Below are 24,754 nucleotides of genomic sequence, written 5' to 3'. Positions count from 1 at the left end.
CAATTGAGTTAACCAATTGTGCGATCTGACGGCCAATAGGGACGACGCAGCGCCTTCTTGTTGACCTTGCCCATGATGTTGCGGCCGATATCGTCGACCATGTCGTAGCTGCGCGGGCATTTGAACCCGGCCAAAGTCTCGCGACAAAAGGTTCGAAGCTCGTCGGCGCTCGGCGGGTTGGCGGGATCGCGCGGGATCACCAGTGCCTTCGCCTCCTCGCCCATGTCCGCATTCGGCACGCCGATGATCGCGACGTCGGCGACCTTGGGATGCTGCAGCAGCACCTGTTCGGCCTCGGCCGGGTAGATGTTCACGCCGCCCGACACGATCATGTCGGACACGCGATCGGTAATGAAGACATAGCCTTCGTCGTCGACATAGCCCATCTCACCCAGCGTGAAGACGCCCGGTGCGATGTGCGCGGCGGCGGTCTTTTCCGGGTCGCCATGATAGATGATGCCCCGTCCGCTTGGATCGCGGACGTAAAGCTGGCCGATTTCGTTGGGACCAAGCGGCTTGCCATCCTCGCCAATCACGACGGTTTCGAGGGGGGCCGCCGCGCGCCCTACCGATCCGGGCTTGCGCAGCCATTCCTCGGACGTGATCGCGTGGGTCGTCCCCGCCTCGGTCCCGCCATAGGCTTCGACGAGGACCGGGCCGAACCAGTCGATCATCGCGCGCTTCACCTGCGGCGGGCAGGCCGCACCGGTATGGGCGAGCCGCTTCATGCTCGACACGTCATACTTGGCGCGCACGTCTTCGGGCAGCGCGAGGAGGCGCTGGAAGTGCGTCGGCACCATCACCGAACCGGCGATCTTCTCGCGCTCGATGATCGCCAGCGCCTGTTCGGGATCGAAATGCTCCATCACCACCAGCGCGCTGCCGCCCGCCAGGCTGCGGACCATCGTGAGCGGGCCGGTGTGATAAAGCGGGCCGACGACGATGCCGGGCGACGGCGTCGCGCGGGTGCGCAGAATATCGACGAAGGCGGCCATGTCGTCGGCGGGCGGGAAATAGCCCGGCGGGGTTTCGGTCGCCTTGGGCTTGCCGGTGGTGCCGGAGGTGAAGTGGAGGTGCGGACGCGGCTTCACGTTTGTCGCGGGGACGGCGTCGGAAGCGGCGGCGAGCCAATCCTCCCAGGGGGTCACGCCCTCGATGTCCGGACAGCGCCAGCCGATGACGAGCGGAACGCCGGCTTCCTTCGCGGCCTGGACGCCAACGCTCGCGGTCTCGGGGCCGACGAACAACGCGCCGGCACCGGCGAGGCCGAGGATATAGGCAACCTCCTCCTCGTTCAGATGATAGCTGACCGGCGCGCTCGACACGCCGGCTTCGAGTGCGGCGACATAGGCCAGCACCGTCTCGGACGAATTGGGCGCGAACACCGCGACGCGACGCTCGTTGGGGAAGTCGAGGCCGCCCATCGCGTTGATCGCGCGGTTCAGGACGGGATCGAGATCCGCCCAGCTGTAGCGCACCCGATCGTCCGCCAGCGCGAGGCTATCGCGCCGTTCGGTGGGGATGCCGGCTACGGTCAACGACATGCGAAATCCTTTCAGGCGGAACGATTGCGCGCCACGGCGGACGCGAGAGAGCTGAGGGCAAGGCGGAACGAGACGAACGCGATCGCAGCGCCGCCGATGACGACGATCGCCATCGATGTGCCGATGCGGCTTTCGTCGTGCAGGATATGATCGGTGATCAGCGCGACGATCGCGGGGCCGGCGCCGAGGCCGAGGATCGTGAACACGAACAGGAACATCGCGAGCAGACGCGCGCGAATATCGCTGGGTGCCAGCAGACCGACGACCGCCGCGATATAGACCATGAACGGCACGGTGATGAACTGGACGATGCCGTAGCAGATCAGGAAGATCCACACGGTCGGCGCGAAGAAGGTGAAGACGACCACGGGGAACAGCGCGCCGATCAGCCAGCTGTAGAAGCGCAGGTGCGCGTCGTTCATGCCGCGGCGATAGAGCCGATCGACGATCCCGCCGCTGACGGCCAGCGATGCAGCGGCGAGGATGTTCATTGCCGACAGCCAGAGACCATAGCTGGCGGGCGCCATGCCGTAGCGGCGCTCGATGAAGGTCGGCACCCAATTCGTCATCGAATAGCCGCAGATCGCGAGCGCCGACGTGCCGATCAGCATCAAAGAGACCAACTTCGCATTGTCGCGCAGGAAGGAGCCCATCGCGCCCTTGGCGACGGCGGCCTTGGCGACGCCGCGCCGCGCCGGCTCCTTGAAAGTGAAGACCAGGAAGGCGAGCAGGAAGCCCGGCAGGCCGACCATCATCATGACGAGCTGCCACGGCTGCGCCGGCCCGTGGAAGGGCAGCGACACGCTTTCATGCGCGGTGGCATAGGCGATGGCGAGACCGCCAAAGCCGAAGGCGGTAGCCGAGCCGACCTTGCCCGCCATCTGGAACACCGCGCTGGCCGTCGCCAGCCGATCGCGCGGAAAGCCGTCGGCGATCAGCGAGTAAGCGGCCGGCAACAAAGCCGCCTCCCCCGCCCCCACCAGGATGCGACCGGCGAGCAGCCCTTCGAAGCTGCGTGCATAGCCGCAAGCGATCGTCGCCGAGGCCCACACGATCACGCCGCCGAAGATGATCCAGCGGCGCGGCCAGCGATCCGCCGCCCAACCGAGCGGCAGGCCGAACAGCGCGTAGAAGATCGCAAAACTGGTCGAGGTGATCATGCTCACCTGCACGTCGCTGATGCCGAGATCGGCCTTCAGCGGCGTGACGAGCATCGACAGGATCAGCCGGTCGAGCCAGGAGAAAACGTACATGGCGAAGAGGACGGCGACCATCCACCACGCGCCCGCACCACCTTTCGGCTCCTCCTGACCCACGGCGCTCACCGCTGGGGCAGCCCTGCCAATTCGTTGATCTTCAGCTTGCCAAGCTGCGCCATGTGGACCTCATCCGGGCCGTCCGCGAGGCGGATGTAGCGCGCGGTGGCGAAGATGCCCGCGATCGGCGTGTCGTCGCTGACGCCCATGCCGCCGAAGCTCTGCATCGCGCGATCGGCGACGGTCTGCGCCATCTGCGGCGCGACGACCTTGATCGCCGCGATCAGATCCTTGGCGACCTTGTTGCCGTGCCGGTCCATCGCGTCGGCCGCCTTGAGCGTGAGCAGGCGAGCCTGCTCAATCTCGCAGAAGGACCTGGCGACGTCCTGCCGGATGCTCCCCTGATCGGCGAGCTTGCGGCCGAAGGCAACGCGATCGTTCACGCGATTCGCCATATATTCGAGCGCGCGCTGCGCACCGCCGATCAGGCGCATGCAATGGTGGATGCGACCTGGCCCGAGACGCCCTTGTGCAATCTCGAACCCGCGGCCTTCGCCGAGGATGACGTTCCCGACCGGCACGCGCACGTCGGTGAAGCGCATTTCGGCATGGCCGCTTGGCGAATGGTACGACCCCATGACACTCAACGGGCGGATCACCTCAACGCCCGGCGTGTCGCGGGGGACGATGATCTGGGTGTGCTGCTGGTGACGGGCGCGATCGTCGGAGGGCTGATGGCCCAGAACGATCAGCATCTTGGTGTTCGGGTCCATCATCCCCGAAATCCACCATTTCAGGCCGTTGATGACGTAATGATCGCCGTCGCGCACGATGCTGGTGCGGATGTTGGTCGCGTCGGACGATGCGACCTCGGGCTCGGTCATCACATAAGCCGAACGGATCGTGCCGGCCATCAGCGGCTTGAGCCACTGTTCCTGCTGCTCGGGCGTGCCGTAGCGCGCCAGCACTTCCATGTTACCGGTGTCGGGCGCGGAGCAATTGAACATCTCCGACGCGCCGAAGACGCGACCCATCATCTCGGCGAGCGGCGCATATTCGAGGTTGGTGAGGCCCGGGCTCCACTTGCCATATTCGTGCGGCATGAAGAGGTTCCACAGGCCCGCCTCTCGTGCCTTGGCCTTGATGTCCTCCATCCCCGGCCAGCGGACCCAGAGATTATGGTGGTCATGCTCCCACTCATATTTCTCGCGCTCGATGGGATAGACATTGGCGTCCATGAAAGCCTCGAGCTTCTCGCGAAGCGCCTTCACCTTGTCCGAATATTCGAAGTCCATGTGCAGTCCCTCAGAGGGTGAGCCCGCCGTCGACCACGATCGTCTGACCGACGACGTAGCCGGCAAGCGGCGAGGCGAGGAAAAGGGCGACGCCGGCCATCTCTTCGATGGTGCCGAAGCGCGCGAGCGGGATCTTGGCGAGCGCCTTTTCGCGGCGCTCGGGATGTTCGGTGGTGACGCGGGTCATCTTGGTTTCGACCAGGCTGGGGGCGAAGCCGTTGACGCGGATCCCCTCGGGCGCCCACGCCTGACCCAGCGTGCGGACGAGGGCGACGGCAGCCGCCTTCGACGCGGCATAGGCCGGGTTGCCCATCGTCGCGCGATAGGCGGCGATCGAACTGACGACGATCACCGAACCGGCGGCGGCCTTCAGATCGTCATGGAAACGCTGCGCCGAGTGCATGACGCTGTCGAGGTTGATCGACATCACCTTGTCCCAGCCGGCGGGCGCGAATTCCTGCCGCTTGTAGAGGACCGAACCTTGCGAGAGGACGAGGATGTCGAGCCCGTCGAACGGCGCGGGGGCGGACAGGAGCGCGTCGGGCGAGGAGACGTCGACCTGGGTGTAGCCAAGGCCGTCGAGATCGGAGCCGTCCTCGTCCGCATAGTCCGCCGCACTGGCGCGCGTACCCCAGACGTGGACCTCAGCGCCCGCCGCGCGGAACGCCTGCGCGATGCCGTTGCCGATGCCGGACGAGCCACCGACGACGAGGACTTTCTTGGCCGTGTAATCGAGAGGATTGGTCATGCTGCGATCCAGTTCTGCGCGCGCTTGATCAGCGCGACCGCGCGGCCGTGGAGCCGATCGCCCACAGCCTTGTCAGCCTTGCCCGTGCAGGCGCGAACATAGGTGCCTTCGAGCAGCACGGCGAGCTTCCACGCGGCGAAGACGCGATACCATCCGATCGCCGAGAGATCGCGCTCCGATCGCGCGGCATAATGGGCGATCAGCTCGTCGGCGGCGGGGAAACCGGCCCACGGCTCGATCGGGAGCGTGCCGCCGGTGCCGTCGGGTTCGGGCCATGTCGCCAGCACCCAGCCGAGATCGACGAGCGGATCGCCGATCGTCGCGAGCTCCCAGTCGACGATCGCGGCCAGTTCGGCGCTGTCGTGGCGGACCATGACGTTGGCGAGGTGATAGTCGCCGTGGAGGATGCCGGGGACCGACGTCGCGGGCAGATTGGCGGAAAGCCAGTCGGCGACCTCCATCAGCCCCGGAAGGTCCGCGCCGCCATTCCATTCGGGGGCAGCGGCATAGCCGTCATATTGCTTGCGCCAGCGGCCGATCTGTCGTTCCAGATAGCCCTCGCCCCGGCCGAAATCGGCGAGGCCCAATGCGACATGATCGAGCGCACCGAGCGCAGCAATTCCTTCCACCAGCGCGAGGCCGAGGCGGTGGCGCAGCGCGGGATCGGATGCCAGCAGCGGCGACAGCGCCGACGCCGGATTGAAGCCGTCGACCGGGCGCATGATGTAAAATGCTGCACCCAGCACATCCTCGTCGCCACAGGCCGCGACGAGCGCAGGATGGGGGACATTGGTGCCCGCCAGCGCCTTCAGAACGCGCGCCTCGCGGCGCATCGTCTCGCTCGCATCGGGGCGCGGATGCTGCGGGGGGCGGCGCAGGACATAGTCCTCGCCATTGTCGCGCGAGAAGCGGGCGATGATGTTCTGCGATCCGCCGGTCAGGGGAACGAGGTCACGGATCGGCCCCTGGCCGACACCCTGCCCGTCCATCCAGCGCTCCAGCGCCGCAACATCGATCACCGTGAAACCTCTCGTCCTTGCTCTTATCTCTTGCCTGACATTGCATGGCCGACGCGGCGTTGGCAACTTAGATTTTGACCTATGGGGCAGAATTGCGTAGCGGATACCCAACAGAGTTTATGGAGAGCGGACCGATGGCCGAAGCCTATATCGCAGCAGTGGCGCGCAGTGCCGGGGGCCGCAAGGGCGGCCGCATGGCGGGCTGGCACCCGACCGACCTGGCCGGCGCGGTGATTCGCGGGCTGGTCGATCGCGCCGGCGTCGATCCGGCACTGGTAGAGGACGTGATCCTCGGCTGCGCATGCCCGGGGGGCGAACAGGGTGCGAATATCGGCCGCTATGCCGCGCTCGCGGCGGGCTTCCCTGAAACGGTTCCCGGCACCACGGTCGATCGCCAGTGCGGATCCTCGCAACAGGCGCTGCACTTCGCCGCGGCTACCGTGATGGCGGGCCTGCAGGACGTGGTGGTCGCCGCCGGCGTCGAATCGATGACGCGCGTGCCAATGGGCCTGCCGTGGACGCTGGCCGCCAAGCATGGCTTCGGCACCTATCGCAGCCCCGGCCTCGACGCGCGCTTCGGCACCGAGCCGTTCAGCCAGTTCAAGGGCGCCGAGATGCTGGCGGAGAAGTTCGGCTTCAACCGCGAGCAGCTCGACCGTTTCGCGCTGGAGAGCCACCAGAAGGCGGCGGCGGCGGCGGCGGCCGGCAAGTTCGCCGACGAGATCATCCCGCTCGAAGTCACGCTGGAGGACGGCACGACAGTCATGCACGGCCATGATGAAGGCGTGCGTCCGGACAGCACGCTGGAGAAGATCGGCGGCGTGAAGACGCTGGTGGAGGGCGGCATGATCACCGCCGCGAACGCCAGCCAGATCTGCGACGGTGCTGCGGCGGTGCTGGTGTGCAACGAAGCGGGCCTGAAGGCGACCGGCGCGACCCCGCTGGCGCGCATCCACCAGATGACCGTGCTGGGCGGTGATCCGATCATCATGCTCGACACGCCGATCGCGGCGACCCGCAAGGCGCTGGCGAAGGCGGGCATGTCGATCGACGATATCGACCTGTACGAGGTCAACGAAGCCTTCGCGCCGGTGCCACTGGCGTGGCTGAAGGAAATCGGCGCGGACGCCGCGAAGCTCAACATCCACGGCGGCGCGATCGCGCTCGGCCACCCGCTGGGTGCCAGCGGCGCGAAGCTGATGGCGACTTTGGTGAACTCGCTCAAGCAGACCGGCGGGCGCTATGGCCTCCAGACGATGTGCGAGGCCGGCGGCATGGCGAACGTGACGATCGTCGAGCGGCTCTGATTTAATCCTCCCCCGCCAGGGGGAGGTGTCAGCGTAGCTGGCGGAGGGGGAGGATACGGCTCACTCAAGTTGGTCGCCGCCCTCCCCCTCCGTCGCCTTCGGCGCCACCTCACCCTGGCGGGGGAGGATTAGTTAGCGGGCGTAGCGCTTCACCAGATCGTAGAGATAGTCGCGGCCCGCATAGACGCTGCGCACCCGCACGCGCTCGTTCAGGCCGTGGGCGCCGTTGCCGTCGGCATCGATCGCGATGCCGGGGACGCCGTAGGTGGGGATGCCGGCCGCGCTCAGATAACGGCCGTCGGTGCCCGCCGTCAGCAGGTTCGGGACAACCGGCACCCCCGGGAAGTGCGCCTTCGCCACCGCTTCGGCGGGGCCGAGGATCGCGGGGGTCAGCGGCGGGGCGATAGCGGTCGGATCGCCGTCCTTTTCGGGCGGGAGCAAGGCGACGCCTTCGGGCAGCAAGGCGGTGAGCGCCTTCTGCACGTTGGCGGTCGTGTCGCCCGGCAGCAGGCGGCACTGGATCGTCGAGCGGGCGCGCTGCGGGAGCGCGTTGACCGCGTGGCCGGCGTCGAAGGTGGTCGCGACGCAGGTGGTGCGCAGCATCGCGTTGAGCATTGCATCGCCGAAGACGAGTTGCTGCTGGTCCGCATCGGCCGTGCCCGCCGCGAAGGCCGTCATCGCCGTTCCCTTCGCGCCGCCGATAACCGGCCCCATGCGCTGGAGATAAGCGGTGACGACCGGGCTGGGCGTGACCGGAAACTGGAAGGCGCGGATCTTCTCGAGCGCGTCGGCCAGATCGTAGATCGCATTATCGGCGCGCGGGCGCGAACTGTGGCCGCCGGGATTGCGCGCCTCGATCGTGAAGGTCTGGCTATGCTTTTCGCCGACGGCGAGCAGCATGGCGATCGGCTTGCCATCCTTGTCGGCCAGGCCGTGCCCGCCTTCGTTGAGCGCGAAGCCCGCGTCGACCGCCTCGCGCTTGTTCGCGATCAGCCATTTGACGCCGTTGGTGGCGAGGCCGCTTTCCTCGCCGCAGGTCGCGGCGAACTTGATCGTGCGGCGGGGGCGAAAACCTTCGCCCTTCATGCGGATCAGCATGTCGGCCCAGATCGCGACAAGCGCCTTGTCGTCGATCACGCCACGTCCGATGAAGAAGCCATCCTCCTCGCCGAGCGTGAAAGGATCGCGCGACCAGTCCTCACGCTTGGCGGCGACCACATCGATATGGTCGACGAGCAGGATCGCCTTGGCCTTCGGATCGGTGCCGGTGATGCGTGCGATCACGCCGCCATCCTTGGGCTTGCCCTCGGGAACGAACAGATCGGCCTCGCCTGCCTTGAACCCACCCGCACGCATGCGGGCGAGCAGGCGTTCAGACGCGAGCGTGCAGGAGCCGGTGGTCGCCGAGGTATCGGTGTTGACCATCTCCTCGAACAAGGCGCGGAACGCCGTCTGATCGGGGCGCAGGTCTGCGGCGGCGGCGGCGCTGCCGCTGGTCATCAGCAATGCAGTGACAATTGTCCGCAGGCGGCTCATTTGGCCTCGCCTTTGTTGGCTTCCGCCATCTGCTTGAGGCCGATACCCCCGATCAGGCTGCCCGAAACGAGCTGGTTCTGGGCGTGCGCGAAATGGTGCATGTGGAAGACGCCGTCCATCGCGGTGCGCTTGCCGCGCAGATCCTCCACCAGATTGACCGCCTGCTTGGTGAGCGCGAGGCCGAGGCGCGGACGTTCACCGATCTCGGCAGCGATCTTGGTGACTTCGTCCTGCAGGTCGGCGCGAGGCACGACGCGGTTGACCATGCCGTACTGATAGGCGCGCTCGGCCGGCATGCGCTGCCCCAGATAAAGGAATTCACGCGCAATGCGTGGCGGCAGTTCGAAGGCGTGGGCGAAATATTCGACGCCTGGCTGCGCCATGCGGACGACCGGATCCTGGAAGAAGGCATCGTCCGACGCGACGATCATGTCGCACACCCAGGCGAGCATCAGCCCGCCCGCAATGCACGCGCCCTGCACCATCGCGACCATCGGCTTGGGGATCGCGGCCCAGCGGCGGCACAGGCCCAGATAGACGTCCTGTTCCAAGACGTACTGCGACTCCGCGCCTTCCTTGTCGGTGTGGTTCCACCACAGGTCGATCCGCTCGCGTTCGAACTTGGTGTCCTTGTCCGGCGTGCCGAGATCGTGGCCGGCCGAGAAATGCTTGCCGTTGCCGCCGAGCACGATGACCTTGACCGCATCATCCTCCACCGCGCGCCGGAAACAGGCGTCGAGCTGGTTGAGAAGGCGGTAATTCTGCGCGTTCGAATATTGCGGGCGATCGAGCATCACCCAGGCGGTGCCGTCGCGCACCTCATAGCTGACGAAGCGGGGGTCTTGGGCAGTGTCGGCCATGTCGCAATCCTCTCTGTTGCGATCTGGATACTGCACCATTGTGCAGTTTTCAATCCACGCACGACCGTTCGTGTCGAGCGAAGTCGAGACACGTTGGCCGGGTGGTGCGTGGGGACGTGTCTCGACTTCGCTCGACACGAACGGGGAGGGGAGATGAGGCCCCTCCCCTCGCCAAATCAGCGCGGCGCCATGCGGATGGCGCCGTCGAGGCGGACGTCTTCGCCGTTGAAATAGTCGTTTTCGATCATCGCGATCGCGAGCTGGGCATATTCCGCCGGTTCGCCGAAGCGCTTCGGAAAAGGGACCGAGGCGGCGAGCGAGTCGCGGACCTGCTGGCTCGCGCGGCCCATCAGCGGGGTATCGAAGATGCCCGGCAGGATCGTGTTGATGCGGATGCCGTCGCCCATCAGGTCGCGCGCGATCGGCAGGGTCATGGCGACGACGCCGCCCTTCGACGCCGAATAGGCAACCTGGCCCATCTGCCCGTCTTCGGCCGCAGCCGACGCGGTGTTGACGATCACGCCACGCGCATTGTGTTCGAACGGCTCCAGATCGAGCATGCCCTGCGCCGACTTGGCGATGCAGGTGAAGGTGCCGATCAGGTTGATGTTCACGACGCGGCGGAACAGCTCCAGATCGTGATGCTTGGTCTGGCCGGTGGCCTTGTCGCGGCTCGCGGTCTTCTGCGCGCTACCGGTGCCCGCGCAGTTGACGAGAATGCGTTCCTGACCGTGGGCGGCGCGCGCCTTGGCGAAGCCCGCTTCGACCGACGCCTCATCGGTGACGTTAACTTCGCAGAAGGTGCCGCCCAGTTCCTGGGCCAGCGCCTCACCCAGTTCGGCGTTGAGATCGAACAGGGCGACCTTCACGCCCTTGGCCGCCAGCGCGCGCGCGGTGGCAGCGCCCAGGCCCGAGGCGCCGCCGGTGACAACGGCGGCAATGGTTGCGTCGAGCTTCATGCATGTTCTCCCTGTTCTTCGCGCGCCAGCAGGTCGGCGCGATCCGCGATCACGCCGGCATCGGCGAGCGCGTCCAATTCGGTGGTGCTGAGGCCCAGCCATTCGGCGAGCGCGGAGCGGCTATGTTCGCCGACGCGCGGGGGCGATCGGCGGAAGGTCATCGGCGTGGCACTCAGCTTGCCCGGATAGGCGACGCTGGGCACTTTGGCGCCGTCGGCGCGATCGAAATGATGGACCGTTCCGCGCGCCTCGGCGAACTCGTCGGTCAGGATGTCACCGACCGAATTGACCGGACCCGCAGGCACGCCCTTGGCCAACAAAGCGGCGGTGAGATCGGTCGAGACCCACGTGCGGGTGAGATCGTCGAGCGTGGCTTCGAGCGTGTCGCGGTTGATCACGCGCTCGCCATTGCCGGCATAGCGCGGATCGTTCGCCATTTCGGGCGCGCCCAGCACGGCGACGAGCTGGCGGAACTGGCCGTTGTTGCCGACCGCGATCACGATCTCGCCATCCGATGTCGGGAACAGGCGATAGGGAACGACGGTCGGGTGCGCATTGCCGAGCCGACCGGGTGAATAGCCACCGACCAGATAGGTCAGCGCCTGATTGGCAAGCATCGCGATCTGCGTATCGAGCAGCGAGACGTCGACATGCTGCCCCTCGCCCGTCCGTTCGGCATGGCGCAGCGCCAGAAGCGTGCTGGTCGCGGCGTACATGCCGGTCGACAGATCGGCCATCGCGACGCCGACCTTGAGCGGCGGGCCGTCCTTCTCGCCGGTGATGCTCATGAGGCCACCCATCGCCTGCGCCACGAAGTCGTAACCCGCGCGATCGGCATAGGGGCCGGTCTGCCCGAACCCGGTGATCGAGGTATAGACGAGGCGCGGGTTGATCGCGCTCAGGCTCGCATAATCGAGGCCGTATTTCCTGAGGCCGCCGAGCTTGAAATTCTCGACCACGATATCGGCCTCGGCGGCGAGGCGGCGGATCAGATCGGCGCCGCGCGGATCGGCGAGATTGACCGCGACCGAACGCTTGTTGCGGTTGGCCGAGAGATAATAGCCGCTCTCGCCCTTCTCCCCCGGCATGTCATCCGGTCCGGTCAGGTAGGGCGGGCCCCAGCTGCGGGTGTCGTCGCCCGCGCCGGGAGCCTCGATCTTCAGGACGTCCGCGCCGAAATCGGCAAGGATCTGCGTGCACCACGGACCCGCGAGAACCCGCGAGAGATCGAGCACCTTGACGCCTTCGAGCGCGAAACCTGCCACTATGCCTGTCCTTATTTCAGCGTCGCGAGATAGGCGATCAGGTTTTCCCGATCCTCTGCCTTGGGCACGCCCATGAAGATCATCCGCGTGCCCGGCACCTTGGCCATCGGCTTGGTGAGATAGGCGTCCAGGTTCGCCTGGGTCCAGGCGAAGTTCGCGCCCTTCATCGCCGGAGAGTAATTGAAGCCGGCCAGCGTGCCGGCCTTGCGACCTGAAACGCCGGCCAGGCTGGGCCCGATGCCGTTCTGACCCGCGACCGTCTTGTGGCACACCGCGCAACGCACGAAGAAGGACTTGCCCTTCGCCGCATCGCCCGCCGCCATCGCGCCCGACGATGTCGCCAGCGCCAGCGCCCCCAGAATCACACCACCGATACGCATATCCACATTCCCTTCCACGTTACCGGCTCCCGCCCTGCCCGGCGGTGGCTGAACCGTTCGTGATCAACCTGTTCAGGCGCGCTCAAACACCGCCGCGAGCCCCTGCCCGCCGCCGATGCACATCGTCTCCAGCCCGTAGCGGACCTCGCGGCGCTGCATTTCGCGCAGCAGGTTCGCCAGGATGCGTCCGCCGGTCGCGCCGATCGGGTGGCCGAGCGAAATGCCCGATCCGTTGACGTTGAGGCGATCGCCCCAATCCTCCTCCCCGCCCCAACCGAAGCCCTTGAGGCAGGCGAGCACCTGCGGCGCGAAGGCTTCGTTGAGTTCGACGAGGCCGATATCCTTCCACGAAAGGCCGGTGCGGCGAAACAGGCGCTCGGTTGCCGGCACCGGGCCGATGCCCATGCGCGACGGCTCGCAACCCGCGGCAGCCCAGCTGTGGAACCACGCCAGCGGCTCGAGGCCGAGTTCTTCGAGCTTGTCTTCGGCGACGACGAGGCAAGCCGCCCCCGCATCATTCTGCTGACTGGCATTGCCCGCCGTGACCACACCACCCTTTTCGAGCGAGCGAAGCGCGCCCAGCGATTCCATCGTCGCGTCGGCGCGGATGCCCTCGTCCTTCGCGAAGATCACTGGCTCGCCACGCTTCTGGGGAACGGAGACGGGAACCAGTTCGTCGTCGAACTTGCCTTCGGCCCAGGCCGCGGCGGCGCGGCGGTGGCTGCGCAGCGCGTAGGCGTCGCATTCCTCGCGGCTGATATTGTAGTCGCTGGCGAGGTTGTTCGCGGTCTCGATCATGCCCGAGATCACGCCGAACCGCTCGATCGGCTGCGACATCACGCGTCCGCGCGTCAGGCGATCGTGCATCGTGGTCGAGCCCGAACGCGCGCCACGGCGGTGGTCCATCGAATAATATTCGACGTTCGACATGCTTTCGACGCCGCCAGCGACGACGACATCGGCGGCGCCCGTCTGGATCATCATCGCGGCGTCGATCACGGCCTGCAGGCCCGAGCCGCAGCGGCGATCGAGCTGATAGCCCGGAACCTCGATCGGGAGGCCGGCAGCCAGAGCGGCCCAGCGGCCGATGGCGGGCGCCTCGCCATTGCCATAGCCTTGCGCGAACACGACATCGTCGATCCGCTCCGGATCGATCTTGGTGCGCGCGAGCAGAGCCTTCAGGACGATCGCGCCCAGCTCACCCGGCGGAATGTTGGCGAGGCTGCCCCCGAAGCCGCCGACGGCGGTGCGGATGGGCGAGACGATGGCGGCGCGGCGCATGAAAGTCCTTTCAGTTCCGAAAATCAGGCGATCTTGACGAGCATCTTGCCGAGGCCGGAGCCGTCGAACAGACCGTCAAAAGCTTCGAGCGAACGGTCGAGGCCTTCATAGACGGTCTCGGCCGGGGTCAGCAGGCCGGCGGCGTGCCAGGCGCGGACGTCGGCCAGGAACGCGTCCATCTTGTCGAGATGGTTGAGCGCGATGAAGCCCTGGAGCGTCAGTTCCTTCGTCACCGCGGCCGTCAGGTTGCGCGGTGCGGCCGAAGGCTCGGTCGAATTATACTGCGAGATCATCCCGCACAGGGCGAAGCGCGCATATTTGTTCGCGATCGCGAGCGCAGCCTGGAGATGTTCGCCGCCGACATTGTCGAAATAGACGTCGATGCCTTCGGGCGCCTCACGCGCGAGCGCCTTGGTGAGGCTGGGTTCGGCCTTATAGTCGATCGCGCCGTCCAGCTTGAGGACGTCGAGCAGATAGCGCTTCTTGCGCTCACCGCCCGCCGCACCGATCACCTTGTGGCCCTTGAGCTTGGCGATCTGGCAGACGACCGAGCCGACGCCGCCCGACGCGGCCGAGACGAACACGGTGTCACCGGGCTTGAGCGCGGCGCTGTGGAGCAGGCCGACATAGGCCGTGAGGCCGGTCATGCCCGCGAAGCCCAGATAGGCCTGCGGCGGTAGATCGCGGCTGCGCTTCTCGACCTTGTTCGCCGGAGCCGTGAAGCCCTCACGCCAGCCGAGGCGCGACCAGACAAGATCGCCGGGTACGAAGTTCGGATCGTTCGAGGCGACCACCTCGCCCACCGCCGGGCCTTCCATCGCCTTGCCGAGTTCGAACGGGGGCACATAGGAGCGCGCCTCGCTCATGCGGCCGCGCATCGCGGGGTCCATCGCCATCCAAAGATTGCGGACCTGCACCTCGCCGGGGCCGGGGTCGGGCAGGTCGACTTCGCCGAAGGAGAAATCGTCGCGGACCGGGCTGCCGTTCGGGCGCCGTTCGAGCCGCACTTCACGCGAACGCATCGCCAAACTCCTCAATAGCCCGCGAGGCGGGCGTAACGTTCGCGGTGAAAGGCGCTATTGCCCCCGGTTGCGTCCGCCGTCGCCGACCGCTTGTAGTACAAGCCGGCGTCATGTTCCTCAGTCATGCCGATGCCGCCGTGCATCTGCACCATCTCACGCGAGCAGAGGCGCAGCGTGTCGCCGGCAATCGCCTTGGCGAGCGAGACGAGCATGGGGGCATCGTCGCGATCCTCGTCGAGCGCGGTGAGCGCCGCTTCGACCGCCGAGCGGGTCATCAGCAGCTCGCCCTGCATCGCGACCGCGCGGTGCTGAAGCGCCTGGAACGATCCGATCAGTTGGCCGAACTGAACGCGGGTCTTGAGATAGTCGATCGTCGTTTCGAACGCCTGCGTGGCGCTGCCGAGCATTTCGGCCGCCAGCGCCGCGCGCCCGCGATCGAGGACGCGATCGAGCAGCGCCGCGCCGCCGGTCAGCGCGGCATCGGCGCCCACGGTCACGCCGTCGAAGCGGATCAGAGCGGCCTCGCGCCCGTCGATGCGATCGAGGCGGGTGCGGGTGACGCCGGCCGCGTCGCCGGGGACGAGGAGCAGGACGATCTTACCAGCCTCATCGCGCGCGGCGACGATCAGCAGGCGGGCAGAGACACCTTCGGAGACCGGCGCCTTGACGCCGTCGAGGCGGAAGCCGTCGCCGTCGCGCTTCGCGGTCAGCTTCACGTTCGCCGGATCGTGGCGGCCATCCTCATCGCAGGCGAACGCGACGATCGCCTCGCCCGTCGCGATGCGCGCGAGCCACGCGGTCTGCTGTTCGGCGTCGCCGCCCAGGCGCAGCGCGGCGACGCCCAGCACGCCGGTCGCGATCAGCGGGGATGCGACGAGGGTGCGCCCCATTTCCTCCAGCACCAGGCCCATGCTGAGATAGCCGAAATCGGAGCCGCCATGTTCTTCGGGAACGAGGATGCCCGCCCAGCCCATTGTGCCGGCGATCTCGGCCCACAATTCGGGATCGTGGCCCAGTTTCTCATGCGCGACGCGGCGGAAGGCGGTGACGGGCGCGCGATCGGGCACCCATTCGGCCGCCATGTCGCGCAGCATCGTCTGTTCTTCGGTGAGCACCGCCATGTCAGCGCCCCGGAGCCGGCGCGCTGGGAAGGCCCAGCAGCACCTTGGCCGCGATATTGTTCTGAATCTCGAAGCTCCCGCCGTAGATCGAGAAGGCGCGCGCGTGGAGCCATTGGTGCGAGGCGTCGAGTTCGACGTCCGAATAGCCCTCTCCGCTCCAGCCGAGCCCCTGCTCGCCAAGGATTTCCATGATCAGGTCGGCGCGCACCTGCGCGACATCCGACCCGAGATTCTTGAGGACGGGCACGAGCGCGTCGTTGCGCTGCCCCGCCTTACCCTCGGCCGCGATCCGGCCCATCGTAAGGTTATACGCCTGCGCGCGCATCGCATGGGCGACGAGCCGGGTGCGCAGATCGCTGTCAGCGATGCGGCCATCGGCGTCGGTGCCCACCCGCTCCTGCGCGAGCGGCAGCAGGGGAACGCCCTCACCACGCCCTTCAGACAGGCTGTCGCGTTCGAACTGGAGCAGGCGCTTGGCAATGCCCCAGCCCTTGTTCAGTTCACCGACGAGATTGTCCTTGGGCACCTTCACGGCGTTCAGGAACATCTCGCAGAAATGGGTCGATCCGCTGATCAGCGTGATCGGGCGCGTCTCGACGCCTTCGCTCTTCATGTCGATCAGCAGGAAGGAGATGCCCCCCTGCTTCGAGCTGGTATCGGTGCGGACCAGCGCGAAGCACCAGTCGGCGTGATTGGCGCCCGAGGTCCAGATTTTCTGCCCCTCGACCAGATAATGATCGCCCATGTCGACGCAGCGTGTCTGGAGCGAGGCGAGGTCCGAACCCGCACCCGGCTCCGAAAAGCCCTGGCACCAGCGCGACGTGCCGGCGGCGACGCCGGGAAGGTGCTGTGCCTTCTGTTCCTCGGTACCGAATTCGAGCAGCGTGGGACCGAGCATCGTATAGCCGGTCATCTTCATCGGGTTGAACGCCCCGATGCGCCGCATCTCTTCGGTCAGGATCTTGATTTCGGCGTGACCGAGCTCGCCGCCGCCGTAGATTTTCGGCCAGCCGGGCGCGCCCCAGCCCTTTTCCGCCATGCGATCGCGCCAGACGATCCAGTCGGGATCGCCCTCCGCGTAGGGGGCGTCATTCTGGTAGGGGACCGGATTCTTGAAGGCGAGCGAGGGCGGGAAATTGTCCTCCATCCATGCGCGCGCTTCGGCCCGGAACGCTTCACTCACGCGGCGCTGTCCTTCTTATAGTCTTCGATGACGAGCGCGCGCTCGGGGCACGATTTGGCGCCGAGCCAGGCAGCGCGCTCCTGTCCCTCGGGCACGTCGATATCGCCGTCGAGAATGTAGCCCTCGTCATCGAGATCGTAGATTTCGGGCGACTGCGCCCAGCAGCGGGCGTGGCCCGCGCACTTTTCCTTCACGACACGGATTTTCATCGACCCGCCGCCCCCCAAGCCAGCCGCACGTCTTCGATCCCGAAGACGTGGCCGCCATAGGTGGTCGGCGCGACGCCGTCCTTCAGGCGGAAGGTGGGGATGCGCTTGAGCCATTCCTCCATCGCGATAGCCAGTTCGCGCCGGGCAAGATGCGACCCGAGGCACCGGTGCGGACCATAAGCGAAGGCGACGTGGCGGTTATTCGGACGCGCCAGATCGATCGTGTTGGGATCGGGAAATTCCTGCGGGTCACGGTTCGCGACCATCGACGGGCACGAGATGCGATCGCCCGCCTTGATCTTGATGCCGTCATATTCGGTATCGCGCGAAGCGATGCGCGTCATGATCACGGTCGGGAAGGCGCGCAGCAGCTCCTCCACCGCCAGCACCACGCCCTGCGGCTCGGCGCGCAGCTTTTCCTGCTGCTCCGGATTTTCGGCGAGATAACGGAAATCGAAGCCGATCGCGGCGGCGACGGTGTCGAGGCCGGCGACGAACAATAGCGCCCCCATGCCAACGGCTTCCTTGTCGGTCATCTCGCGGCCATCAACCTTCGCCTGGACGACGAAGGTCATGAAGTCCTCAGCGGGCTCGCGGCGGCGCAGATCGACCAATTCCTGCATGAAGGCGATGACGGTGCGGATCGCCTCACCGCGCTCTTCAGGTGTGCCGTGGAATTGCTTGTCGGCCCAGCCGAGGAATTCCTCGCGGCGCGACTGGGGGAGACCCAGAAATTCAAGAAACACGCCGACCGCGAAGGGGAAGGCGAACTCGTTCATGACTTCGCAGTCATTGCCCCTGGCCTTGATCCCCTCGATCAGTTCGACGGCGCGGGCGCGATTGGCCGCCTCCATCGCCATGACCCGCTTGGGGCTGAGCAGTGGATTGAGGAGCGAGCGATAGGCGCCATGTTCGGGCGGATCGACCTCGAGCGGGATCGTCGGGAGATCGTATCCGAGCGCTTTTTCGAAGATTTTGCGGTGCGAAGAGAAGGTTTCCGCATCCTGCAGCACGCGGCGCTGATCCTCGGCGCGTACGAACACCCAGGTGCCGTATCCGTCATAGGTGTTGTTCGGCGCGTAGAAGACGGGCGGGCCATCGTGAAGCGCAGCGAGTGCGCCCTGCGGATCGCCACCACGCATCGGGCACATGCCCGGACCAGTGAAGTAGCTGAAGTCCTTTACCAGCTCAGCCGGCACATGATCAGGAACGGTCGACATCGCTCTCCCCGGTGCAGTGAAATCTGCATCTAGGGTTAGAAATGACGTGAGCGTGCCAACCTGTCAACGGCAATCGCCCCACCACATTGTTTTCGGGCATGCGGCCGCAATTCCTCGCGAAAATCCAGGCCCGTCCGCAGCGACAGGCGGAGGCCGATGTTACGGATGACGATATAATTCGATACCGGTGGCGAGAAATCGCACCGAGTCGGAGGATCCTCCCTAGCGGAAGAGATCCTCGTGCGGCGGGCGGACGATCGCAGCGGCGGGCACATCGGGCGCATCCCAGCGCAGCCCGCGAACGAGTGCGGCGGGAACGCCTTCGGCCCCCTCCCCCGTCGCAAGGCCAGCCGCGCTCGCCACCGCATCGGCCAGGGCAACCTGGGTGACTTCGAGGATGCGGCCGTCGCGATCCTGTTCGCCGCGCCGATCGATCAGCGCGGGCAGGCCGGCAGCGCCGATCGCGACATTGACGACGCCATAGCGCCAGGGGCGGCCGAAGCTGTCCGAAATGACCACCGCGACGCCGAGAGCTTCATGCAGGCGCGCGGCAGACGCATCAGGGTCCTGCGGCAGCAGCAAGGCAAAACCGTCGCGATCGGGGCCGAGGTTCGACTGGTCGATCCCGGCATTGGCCATGACGTGGCCGGTATTGTGACGCGTGATCAGAACGTGCGGCACCGCGCGGACGACCGCCGACGATTCCGCCTGCACCAGCGCCACGAGGCGCGGATCCTTGCGCGTGGTGGCCGCGAGTTCCTGCGCCGCCGCATCGGGCAGGACCGCGTCGAGCGCGATCATGCGACCTTCGGCCTTCGACACGATCTTCTGCGTGACGACGAGGACGTCGCCATCACGCAGTTCGATATTCTTCGCATGAAGCGCGTCGGCGAGGATGGAGGCGAGATCAGCCCCCTCCCCCACTTCCCCGATCGCGTCGAGGCCGATGATTTCGATCATCAATCTTCCAGCGGGATCAGTTCGCCGGTGATGCGGATGCCGGCGCCGTCGACCTTGTAGGTCTTGTTCATGAAGATCAGGACCGAGGTCAGCGCCTCGGCCGCCGCCGAATTGACGAGCGCGCCGCCGTGCAAGCCGCGCAGGCGGGCTGCATCGGCCAGTTCGACGATCACCGAACGCGCCGCCTTGTCGTCACCGAAGACGAGGACGTCGCAGCCGATATCGTCGTCGGTCGCCAGCTTGTGCGCGGCGACATTGTGGAAACCCGAGACGACGGTGACACCTTCGCCCAGGATCTGCTGCGCGCGGACGGCGGCGCTGCCTTCGGCCGGCATCTGCACGCGCATCACCTTGGGCGGGACGAGCGGGACGGTGGTGTCGCACACGATCTTGCCGGCGGCGAAAGGCGCGATTTCCGCCAGCGTAGCATCCTGCGCGGCGAAGGGGACGGTGACGATCAGGACATCGCCTGCCGCCGCCGCATCGGCGTTGCTCATGCCCGTCAGGCCGAAGCCCAGTTCCTCGGCCTTCGCGACGGCGCTTTCGGCGGCGCGCGAACCCAGGATCACCTTGCGTCCTGCCTGCGCGAGCCGGCGGCCGATCGCGGCACCCAGTTTGCCGGTGCCGCCGATGATCGCGATCGTCGTGTCAGGCGAAGCAGCGTTGGTCGTCATTCTCGTCTCCTGTCGGGGCCGGCCGATCGACCTGCCCATAAAGTGTCGTGCGCTGGCGCACCGGCCGTCCGGCCTTCGCCGCGACCGCCGCCATCTGCGTCGCATCCCAGAACTGGCCGTTCTGTCCGCCCGCAGCGCGGGTGATCGATTCGTCCATCAGGACGCCGCCAAGGTCATTCACCCCGGCGTCGAGCGCCTGGAGCACGCCTGCTTTGCCCAGCTTGACCCAGCTTGCCTGGATGTTGGTGATCAGCGGGTGAAGGACCAGCCGGCTGACCGCCTGCATCAGCAACGCCTCACGCGCCGAGGGGCCGGAGCGAACCAGCGCCTTGCGCCACATCGGCGCCTCCATATGGACAAAAGGCAAGGGCACGAACTCGGTAAAGCCGCCCGTCTCGGCCTGGAGCCGGCGGATGTGGAGCAGGTGCCGCGCCCAATGGCGATAGCCTTCGACATGGCCGAACATGATCGTCGCGGTCGAGCGCAGGCCGACGTTGTGCGCCGTGCGCATGACGTCGAGCCATTCCGCGGTGTTGACCTTGTCGACACAAATCTTGTCGCGGATTTCGTCGTCGAGGATTTCGGCCGCAGTGCCCGGAAGGGTCGACAGCCCCGCCTCCTTCAGCCGCGTCAGGAATTCGCCGAGCGGCAGGCCGAGCGTCTGCGCGCCGTGGGTGACCTCCAGCGGGGAGAAGGCGTGGATGTGGATGTCCGGCGCGGCCGTCTTCACCGCCTCGAGGATCGAGAGATAGGTGTTGCCGTCATAGTCCGGGTGAATGCCGCCCTGCAGGCAGACCTCGGTCGCGCCACGATCCCACGCCTCGGCGGCGCGGCGGCCGACCTCGGCGAGATCGAGGCGATAGGCCGGACCGCGCATCGCCTTCGTGCTGCCCTTAGAAAAGGCGCAAAAGCCGCATTTGTAGAGGCAGATGTTGGTATAGTTGATGTTGCGGTTGACGACGTAGGTGACCGTCTCACCCGCATTGGCCACGCGCAGCCGGTTCGCGGCGGCGGCGATGCGGCCGACCTCCGGACCTTCGGCGGCGAAGAGGCGCACGATCTCGGCCTCGGTCAGTTCCTCACCAGCGGTCGCGCGATCGAGGATCGCATCGAGGCGCGCGTCATCGGCGCCCACCCCAGCTGCCGGCATCGTCGGCATCGCGTCGGTGCCGCCGGGGTGCCAGCCGTCGACGACAGGCAGACCCTTGGCATCGACCTGCCGGACGACAGCCTTGGCGATCGCGGGTTCGAGCCAGCGTTCGGCGTCCTGTGCATAAGCCGGACCGACCGCGAGGCGTTCACGCAGCGTCCGCTTAGCCGCGCGGGTGGCGGCGTCGAGCAAAGCGAGGTGGGGCCACGGTGCTTCGGGATTCACGTGGTCCGGAGTGACCGGTGAGACGCCGCCCCAATCGTTGACGCCCGCGCGCAGCAGGGTCGCCAGTTCCTCGCCCGCATGGAGGTTCGGCGGCGCCTGGATCGTCATGGCGGGGCCGAGGATCAGGCGCGCGGCGGCGATCGTCCAAGCATGCTCCTCCAGCGACGGCTCGGGCGCCTTGGCCATCTTCGTGCCGGCCTTGGCGCGGAAGTTCTGGATGATGACTTCCTGGATATGGCCGTAACGCGCGTGGAGATCGCGGATCGCGATCAGCGCCTCGATCCGTTCCTCGCGGGTTTCGCCGATGCCGATCAGCAGGCCGGTCGTGAATGGAATGCCTGCACGCCCAGCCGCTTCCATCGTTGCGAGACGTGCCGAGGGCAGCTTGTCGGGCGAGCCATAGTGCGGACCACCCTTTTCCGACAGGCGATCCGAGATCGTTTCCAGCATGATGCCCATCGATGCCGAGACCGGGCGCAGGCGTCGGAAATCGGCCTCGTCCATCAGCCCGGCGTTGAGATGCGGGAGAAGGCCCGTTTCCTCGAACACCAGCTTCGCCATGTCGAGCAGCAGATCGAGCGTCGAGGCGTGGCCGCTGGCGTCGAGCGCGATCCGCGCGGCGGGGTGACGATCCTCGGGACGGTCGCCGAGCGTGAACAAAGCCTCGCGGCAGCCGGCGGCGACGCCCTCGCGCGCAATCGCCAGAACCTCGTCCGCCGACAGATAGGCCTTGCCCGCCTTCTTCGGCGTGGTCGCGAAAGTGCAGTAGTGACACACGTCGCGACACAGGCGCGTCAGGGGGATGAACACCTTGCGCGAATAGGTGACGAGCGCACCATGACCTTCGAGGGTCATCGCCTCCGCCGCCGCCATCATCGCATCGAGCGGGCGATCCACCAATGTCCGGAAATCCGATTCGTTCATGTCAGCAGCCCGTTTTCAAGCCATCTCTCCACCTGCACCTGTCGGGCAAAAGCACCCGGAAGGCCAGTGTTTCTTACGCAAATTGCCGCACCCTTCCGGACATGCGGGATCGAACAATTTGCACTGCTGTGCTAAATTGCTTGCATCCCCAATGCAACTTTGATTGAGATGCGGCAGGTTGATCGGCGCCTTTCGATGCGCCGCCCGAGGATGAGAGAGGATCGAAATGGCCGGACCGTTGGACTCGCTGGTGGTCGTCGATGCATCGCGCGTCATGCCCGGTGCGATCACCAGCATGATGCTGGCCGATCACGGCGCCGAGGTGATCAAGGTCGAGCCGCACGGCGGCACCTTCTTCGCGCACGACGTGACCCGCAAGGCGTGGGATCGCGGCAAGGCGAGCGTCGAGCTGTCCTATGAAGATGGCGACGACCGCGCGAAGCTGAAAAGCCTGATCGCCAAGGCCGACATCTTCATCCATTCGATGACGACCGAGCAGGCGCGCGCGCTGGGCTTGGACCGCGAGGCGCTGGAGGGCGACAATCCCGGCCTGATCGTCTGCGCGCTCGAAGCCTATGGCGACGACACGCCCTATGCCGATCGCCCCTATGGCGAGTCGCTCGCCGCCGCTAAGCTGGGCCTGATGGTCGACAAGGCGAGCAGCTTCCGCCCCGGCCCGATGTATCCGGGCCATCCCGCGCTCCATTACGGCCAGGCGTTCCTGGCGAATATCGGCGTACTCGCCGCAATCCGCGCGCGCCGCGAAAACGGTGCGGGGCAGACGGTGCGCGCGTCGCTGCTCGACGCGATGTCGGCGCAGTCGCCGATGAACAATTGGTGGCAGCAGGACGGCCTGTCCTACATCCGCACCGCCGATGCGGGCGCGATGGACCGTTTCGGCCACACCCGCCTGATCACCGGCATGTTCGAATGTGCCGATGGCCTGTTCATGCAGATCCACACCGGCGGCCCCGGCGGCTTCAAGAATGCGATGGAAGTGCTGGGCTATGGCGACCGCATCCAGCAGGTGAAGGGGCCGGAAATGGCCACGCCGCTGAACGACGAGGAATATCAGATCGCCCGCGTCGAGGTGTTCGAGCGCACCAAGACCAGGAATCGCGACGAATGGATCAAGGCGTTCCACGCCGCCGATGTCGCCGCCCTTCCGGTCCTCGAACCCGCCGAGATCCTGCTCGACGATCAGGTCGAATTTGTCGGGCAGCGGATCGAGCTTGCCGATCCCGATTTCGGCACGATCAAGCAGGCCGGCCCCGCCGTCCGCTTCGGCAGCGCGCAGCCGTCGACGCCCACGCCTGCCCCGGCGATCGGCGCGGATAACGCCAAGCTGGCAAGCCTGCCCGCCCGCCCCGCGCAGCCGGTTTCGCCCAAAGGCGCGCCGATCAAGCATGCGCTGGAAGGGCTGCGCGTCCTCGACTTTTCGTCCTTCTTCGCGTGCGGTTATGCGGGCCGGCTGATGTCGGATCTTGGCGCCGACGTGATCAAGATCGAGACGCCCGAAGGCGATCAGATGCGCCCCCTGCCCGACGTGTTCGACGCAGCGCAGCGCGGCAAGCGCGGCATCGTGCTGAACCTCAAGTCGCCCGAAGGCCTGGCCGCCGCGCACAAGCTGGTCGAGACCGCCGACGTGATCATGCACAACCTGCGCCCCGGCAAGGCCGACAAATTGGGCATCGGGTTTGAGACGCTGACCGCGATCAAGCCCGACCTGATCTACACTTACCTGCCCGGCTACGGTTCGCGCGGGCCGAAGTCGCTGCTCAAAAGCTTTGCACCGCTCGTGTCCGGCTGGACCGGGCTGCTCTACGAAGGCGGTGGTGCGGGCAATCCGCCGACCCGTTCGGTGTTCGGCAACGAGGATTACAACAACGGCTTCCTGGGCGCCGCCGCAGTGCTGATGGCGGTCGAAAACCGCTATCGCACCGGCAAGGGCGACTATGTCGAATGCCCGCAGCTCCATTCGAGCCTGTGGACGACGTCGGAGCACTTCCTCGATGCCGAAGATCGCGTGGTTTACGGCATGCGGCTCGATCAGGCGCAGACCGGGTTCAGCGCGCTCGACCGCATCTACCAGACGACCGACGGATGGGTGTGCATCTGCGCACGCGACGATGCGGGCTTCGCGGCGCTTGCCCGCGCGATCGGCCGGCCCGAACTGCCGACCGAGCAGGGTTTCGGCAACGCTGTGGACCGCACGATCAACGACGCCGATCTGGGCGAGATTATCGCACCCTTCTTCACCGACAAGACCAGCGCGGAAGCCTTCGAGATCCTAGACGCGGCCGGCGCACCCGCCGAGATCGTCTATAACAAGAACTGGGCCAAGGAGGTTCTGCACGAACCTTGGGCGCAGGAAACCAACCGGGTGTTCGAGGATAAGAACTCGATCTACCAGCACATTCGCGAATTCGGCCTGCTCAACCGGCTGAGCGGCACGCCCGGCGTCAAGAAGGGCTCCGCACCGCGGCTTGGCGAACATACGCGCGATATCCTGGCCGAAGCCGGTTTCAGCGCGGAGGCGATCGACGATCTGATCGCCCGCCGCATCGCGATCGAACCTGTCCCCGCGGCCACCGCCGCCTGATCCCCCTTTCTTTT

Annotated in this window: 21 protein-coding genes; 2 read left to right on the top strand and 19 right to left on the bottom strand. The window is 66.5% G+C overall.

Features of this window, described 5'->3' with window-relative positions:
- Positions 1-8: 8 nt before the first annotated feature.
- From FYJ91_RS17035 to FYJ91_RS17015, 5 genes are read right to left on the bottom strand one after another with little or no spacing between them, the layout of a single operon-like run.
- Positions 9-1,544: an AMP-binding protein gene (locus FYJ91_RS17035; protein ID WP_149523520.1), complete on the bottom strand. Its 1,536-nt coding sequence runs from the start codon at positions 1,542-1,544 to the stop codon at positions 9-11.
- 11 nt (positions 1,545-1,555) lie between these two features.
- Entirely contained in the window at positions 1,556-2,869 is a 1,314-nt protein-coding gene (locus FYJ91_RS17030; RefSeq protein WP_246152692.1) for an MFS transporter, read from the bottom strand.
- Positions 2,866-4,095, bottom strand: coding sequence for an acyl-CoA dehydrogenase family protein (locus tag FYJ91_RS17025; RefSeq protein ID WP_149523519.1), 1,230 nt, complete (start codon positions 4,093-4,095; stop codon positions 2,866-2,868). Before FYJ91_RS17025 ends, FYJ91_RS17030 begins: the two co-directional genes overlap by 4 nt.
- 10 nt (positions 4,096-4,105) lie before the next feature.
- Positions 4,106-4,843, bottom strand: coding sequence for an SDR family NAD(P)-dependent oxidoreductase (locus FYJ91_RS17020; protein WP_149523518.1), 738 nt, complete (start codon positions 4,841-4,843; stop codon positions 4,106-4,108).
- Positions 4,840-5,862, bottom strand: a complete 1,023-nt coding sequence (locus tag FYJ91_RS17015) for a phosphotransferase family protein (RefSeq protein WP_246152690.1) — start codon at positions 5,860-5,862, stop codon at positions 4,840-4,842. Before FYJ91_RS17015 ends, FYJ91_RS17020 begins: the two co-directional genes overlap by 4 nt.
- Before the next feature lie 134 nt (positions 5,863-5,996).
- On the opposite strand from FYJ91_RS17015, the gene FYJ91_RS17010 reads away from it, so the two are divergent.
- Complete coding sequence (locus FYJ91_RS17010) at positions 5,997-7,169, top strand: acetyl-CoA C-acetyltransferase (protein WP_149523517.1); 1,173 nt, start codon at positions 5,997-5,999, stop codon at positions 7,167-7,169.
- Between the two features lie 132 nt (positions 7,170-7,301).
- Here the strand turns inward: FYJ91_RS17010 and FYJ91_RS17005 are convergent, their stop codons facing one another.
- The 14 genes from FYJ91_RS17005 to cofH all read right to left on the bottom strand — a co-directional run bounded on the left by FYJ91_RS17005 (position 7,302) and on the right by cofH (position 22,138).
- Positions 7,302-8,705 carry a M20/M25/M40 family metallo-hydrolase gene (locus tag FYJ91_RS17005; protein WP_149523516.1) on the bottom strand — a complete coding sequence of 468 codons (1,404 nt, stop codon included), beginning with the start codon at positions 8,703-8,705 and terminating at the stop codon, positions 7,302-7,304.
- A complete protein-coding gene (locus tag FYJ91_RS17000; RefSeq protein ID WP_149523515.1) occupies positions 8,702-9,565 on the bottom strand; it encodes an enoyl-CoA hydratase in 864 nt (287 codons plus the stop codon). Before FYJ91_RS17000 ends, FYJ91_RS17005 begins: the two co-directional genes overlap by 4 nt.
- 176 nt (positions 9,566-9,741) lie before the next feature.
- Positions 9,742-10,524: an SDR family NAD(P)-dependent oxidoreductase gene (locus FYJ91_RS16995; protein ID WP_149523514.1), complete on the bottom strand. Its 783-nt coding sequence runs from the start codon at positions 10,522-10,524 to the stop codon at positions 9,742-9,744.
- Positions 10,521-11,789: a CaiB/BaiF CoA transferase family protein gene (locus tag FYJ91_RS16990; protein WP_149523513.1), complete on the bottom strand. Its 1,269-nt coding sequence runs from the start codon at positions 11,787-11,789 to the stop codon at positions 10,521-10,523. The genes FYJ91_RS16995 and FYJ91_RS16990 overlap by 4 nt, the downstream gene beginning before the upstream one ends.
- Positions 11,790-11,800: 11 nt before the next feature.
- Positions 11,801-12,169, bottom strand: a complete 369-nt coding sequence (locus tag FYJ91_RS16985) for a c-type cytochrome (RefSeq protein WP_149523512.1) — start codon at positions 12,167-12,169, stop codon at positions 11,801-11,803.
- 72 nt (positions 12,170-12,241) lie between these two features.
- Positions 12,242-13,450 (bottom strand): acetyl-CoA C-acetyltransferase, encoded by a 1,209-nt coding sequence (locus tag FYJ91_RS16980; RefSeq protein ID WP_149523511.1) that lies wholly within the window; start codon positions 13,448-13,450, stop codon positions 12,242-12,244.
- Between the two features lie 23 nt (positions 13,451-13,473).
- Positions 13,474-14,472, bottom strand: a complete 999-nt coding sequence (locus FYJ91_RS16975) for an NADP-dependent oxidoreductase (RefSeq protein WP_149523510.1) — start codon at positions 14,470-14,472, stop codon at positions 13,474-13,476.
- Between the two features lie 11 nt (positions 14,473-14,483).
- Complete coding sequence (locus FYJ91_RS16970) at positions 14,484-15,593, bottom strand: acyl-CoA dehydrogenase family protein (RefSeq protein ID WP_149523509.1); 1,110 nt, start codon at positions 15,591-15,593, stop codon at positions 14,484-14,486.
- Position 15,594: 1 nt separating this feature from the next.
- On the bottom strand, positions 15,595-16,776 hold the full coding sequence (locus FYJ91_RS16965) for an acyl-CoA dehydrogenase family protein (RefSeq protein ID WP_281290626.1): 1,182 nt from the start codon (positions 16,774-16,776) through the stop codon (positions 15,595-15,597).
- Positions 16,773-16,985, bottom strand: a complete 213-nt coding sequence (locus tag FYJ91_RS16960; RefSeq protein ID WP_149523508.1) for a ferredoxin — start codon at positions 16,983-16,985, stop codon at positions 16,773-16,775. The genes FYJ91_RS16965 and FYJ91_RS16960 overlap by 4 nt, the downstream gene beginning before the upstream one ends.
- Positions 16,982-18,205, bottom strand: coding sequence for a cytochrome P450 (locus FYJ91_RS16955; protein ID WP_181008561.1), 1,224 nt, complete (start codon positions 18,203-18,205; stop codon positions 16,982-16,984). Before FYJ91_RS16955 ends, FYJ91_RS16960 begins: the two co-directional genes overlap by 4 nt.
- A 222-nt stretch (positions 18,206-18,427) precedes the next feature.
- A complete protein-coding gene (gene cofE / locus FYJ91_RS16950) occupies positions 18,428-19,165 on the bottom strand; it encodes a coenzyme F420-0:L-glutamate ligase (RefSeq protein WP_149523507.1) in 738 nt (245 codons plus the stop codon).
- A complete protein-coding gene (npdG, locus tag FYJ91_RS16945; protein ID WP_149523506.1) occupies positions 19,165-19,839 on the bottom strand; it encodes an NADPH-dependent F420 reductase in 675 nt (224 codons plus the stop codon). Before npdG ends, cofE begins: the two co-directional genes overlap by 1 nt.
- The gene (gene cofH / locus FYJ91_RS16940; RefSeq protein ID WP_149523505.1) at positions 19,814-22,138 is read right to left on the bottom strand and encodes a 5-amino-6-(D-ribitylamino)uracil--L-tyrosine 4-hydroxyphenyl transferase CofH; all 2,325 of its coding nucleotides are present in this window, start codon (positions 22,136-22,138) and stop codon (positions 19,814-19,816) included. Before cofH ends, npdG begins: the two co-directional genes overlap by 26 nt.
- Before the next feature lie 226 nt (positions 22,139-22,364).
- Between cofH and FYJ91_RS16935 the strand changes: the two genes are divergently transcribed.
- Entirely contained in the window at positions 22,365-24,740 is a 2,376-nt protein-coding gene (locus FYJ91_RS16935) for a CaiB/BaiF CoA transferase family protein (RefSeq protein ID WP_149523504.1), read from the top strand.
- Positions 24,741-24,754 lie beyond the last annotated feature (14 nt).

The sequence above is a fragment of the Sphingomonas montanisoli genome (assembly GCF_008274695.1).
Taxonomy (GTDB): domain Bacteria; phylum Pseudomonadota; class Alphaproteobacteria; order Sphingomonadales; family Sphingomonadaceae; genus Rhizorhabdus; species Rhizorhabdus montanisoli.
Note: the sequence above shows the minus strand (reverse complement) of the source record. Positions and strands in the feature narration are given on the sequence as shown.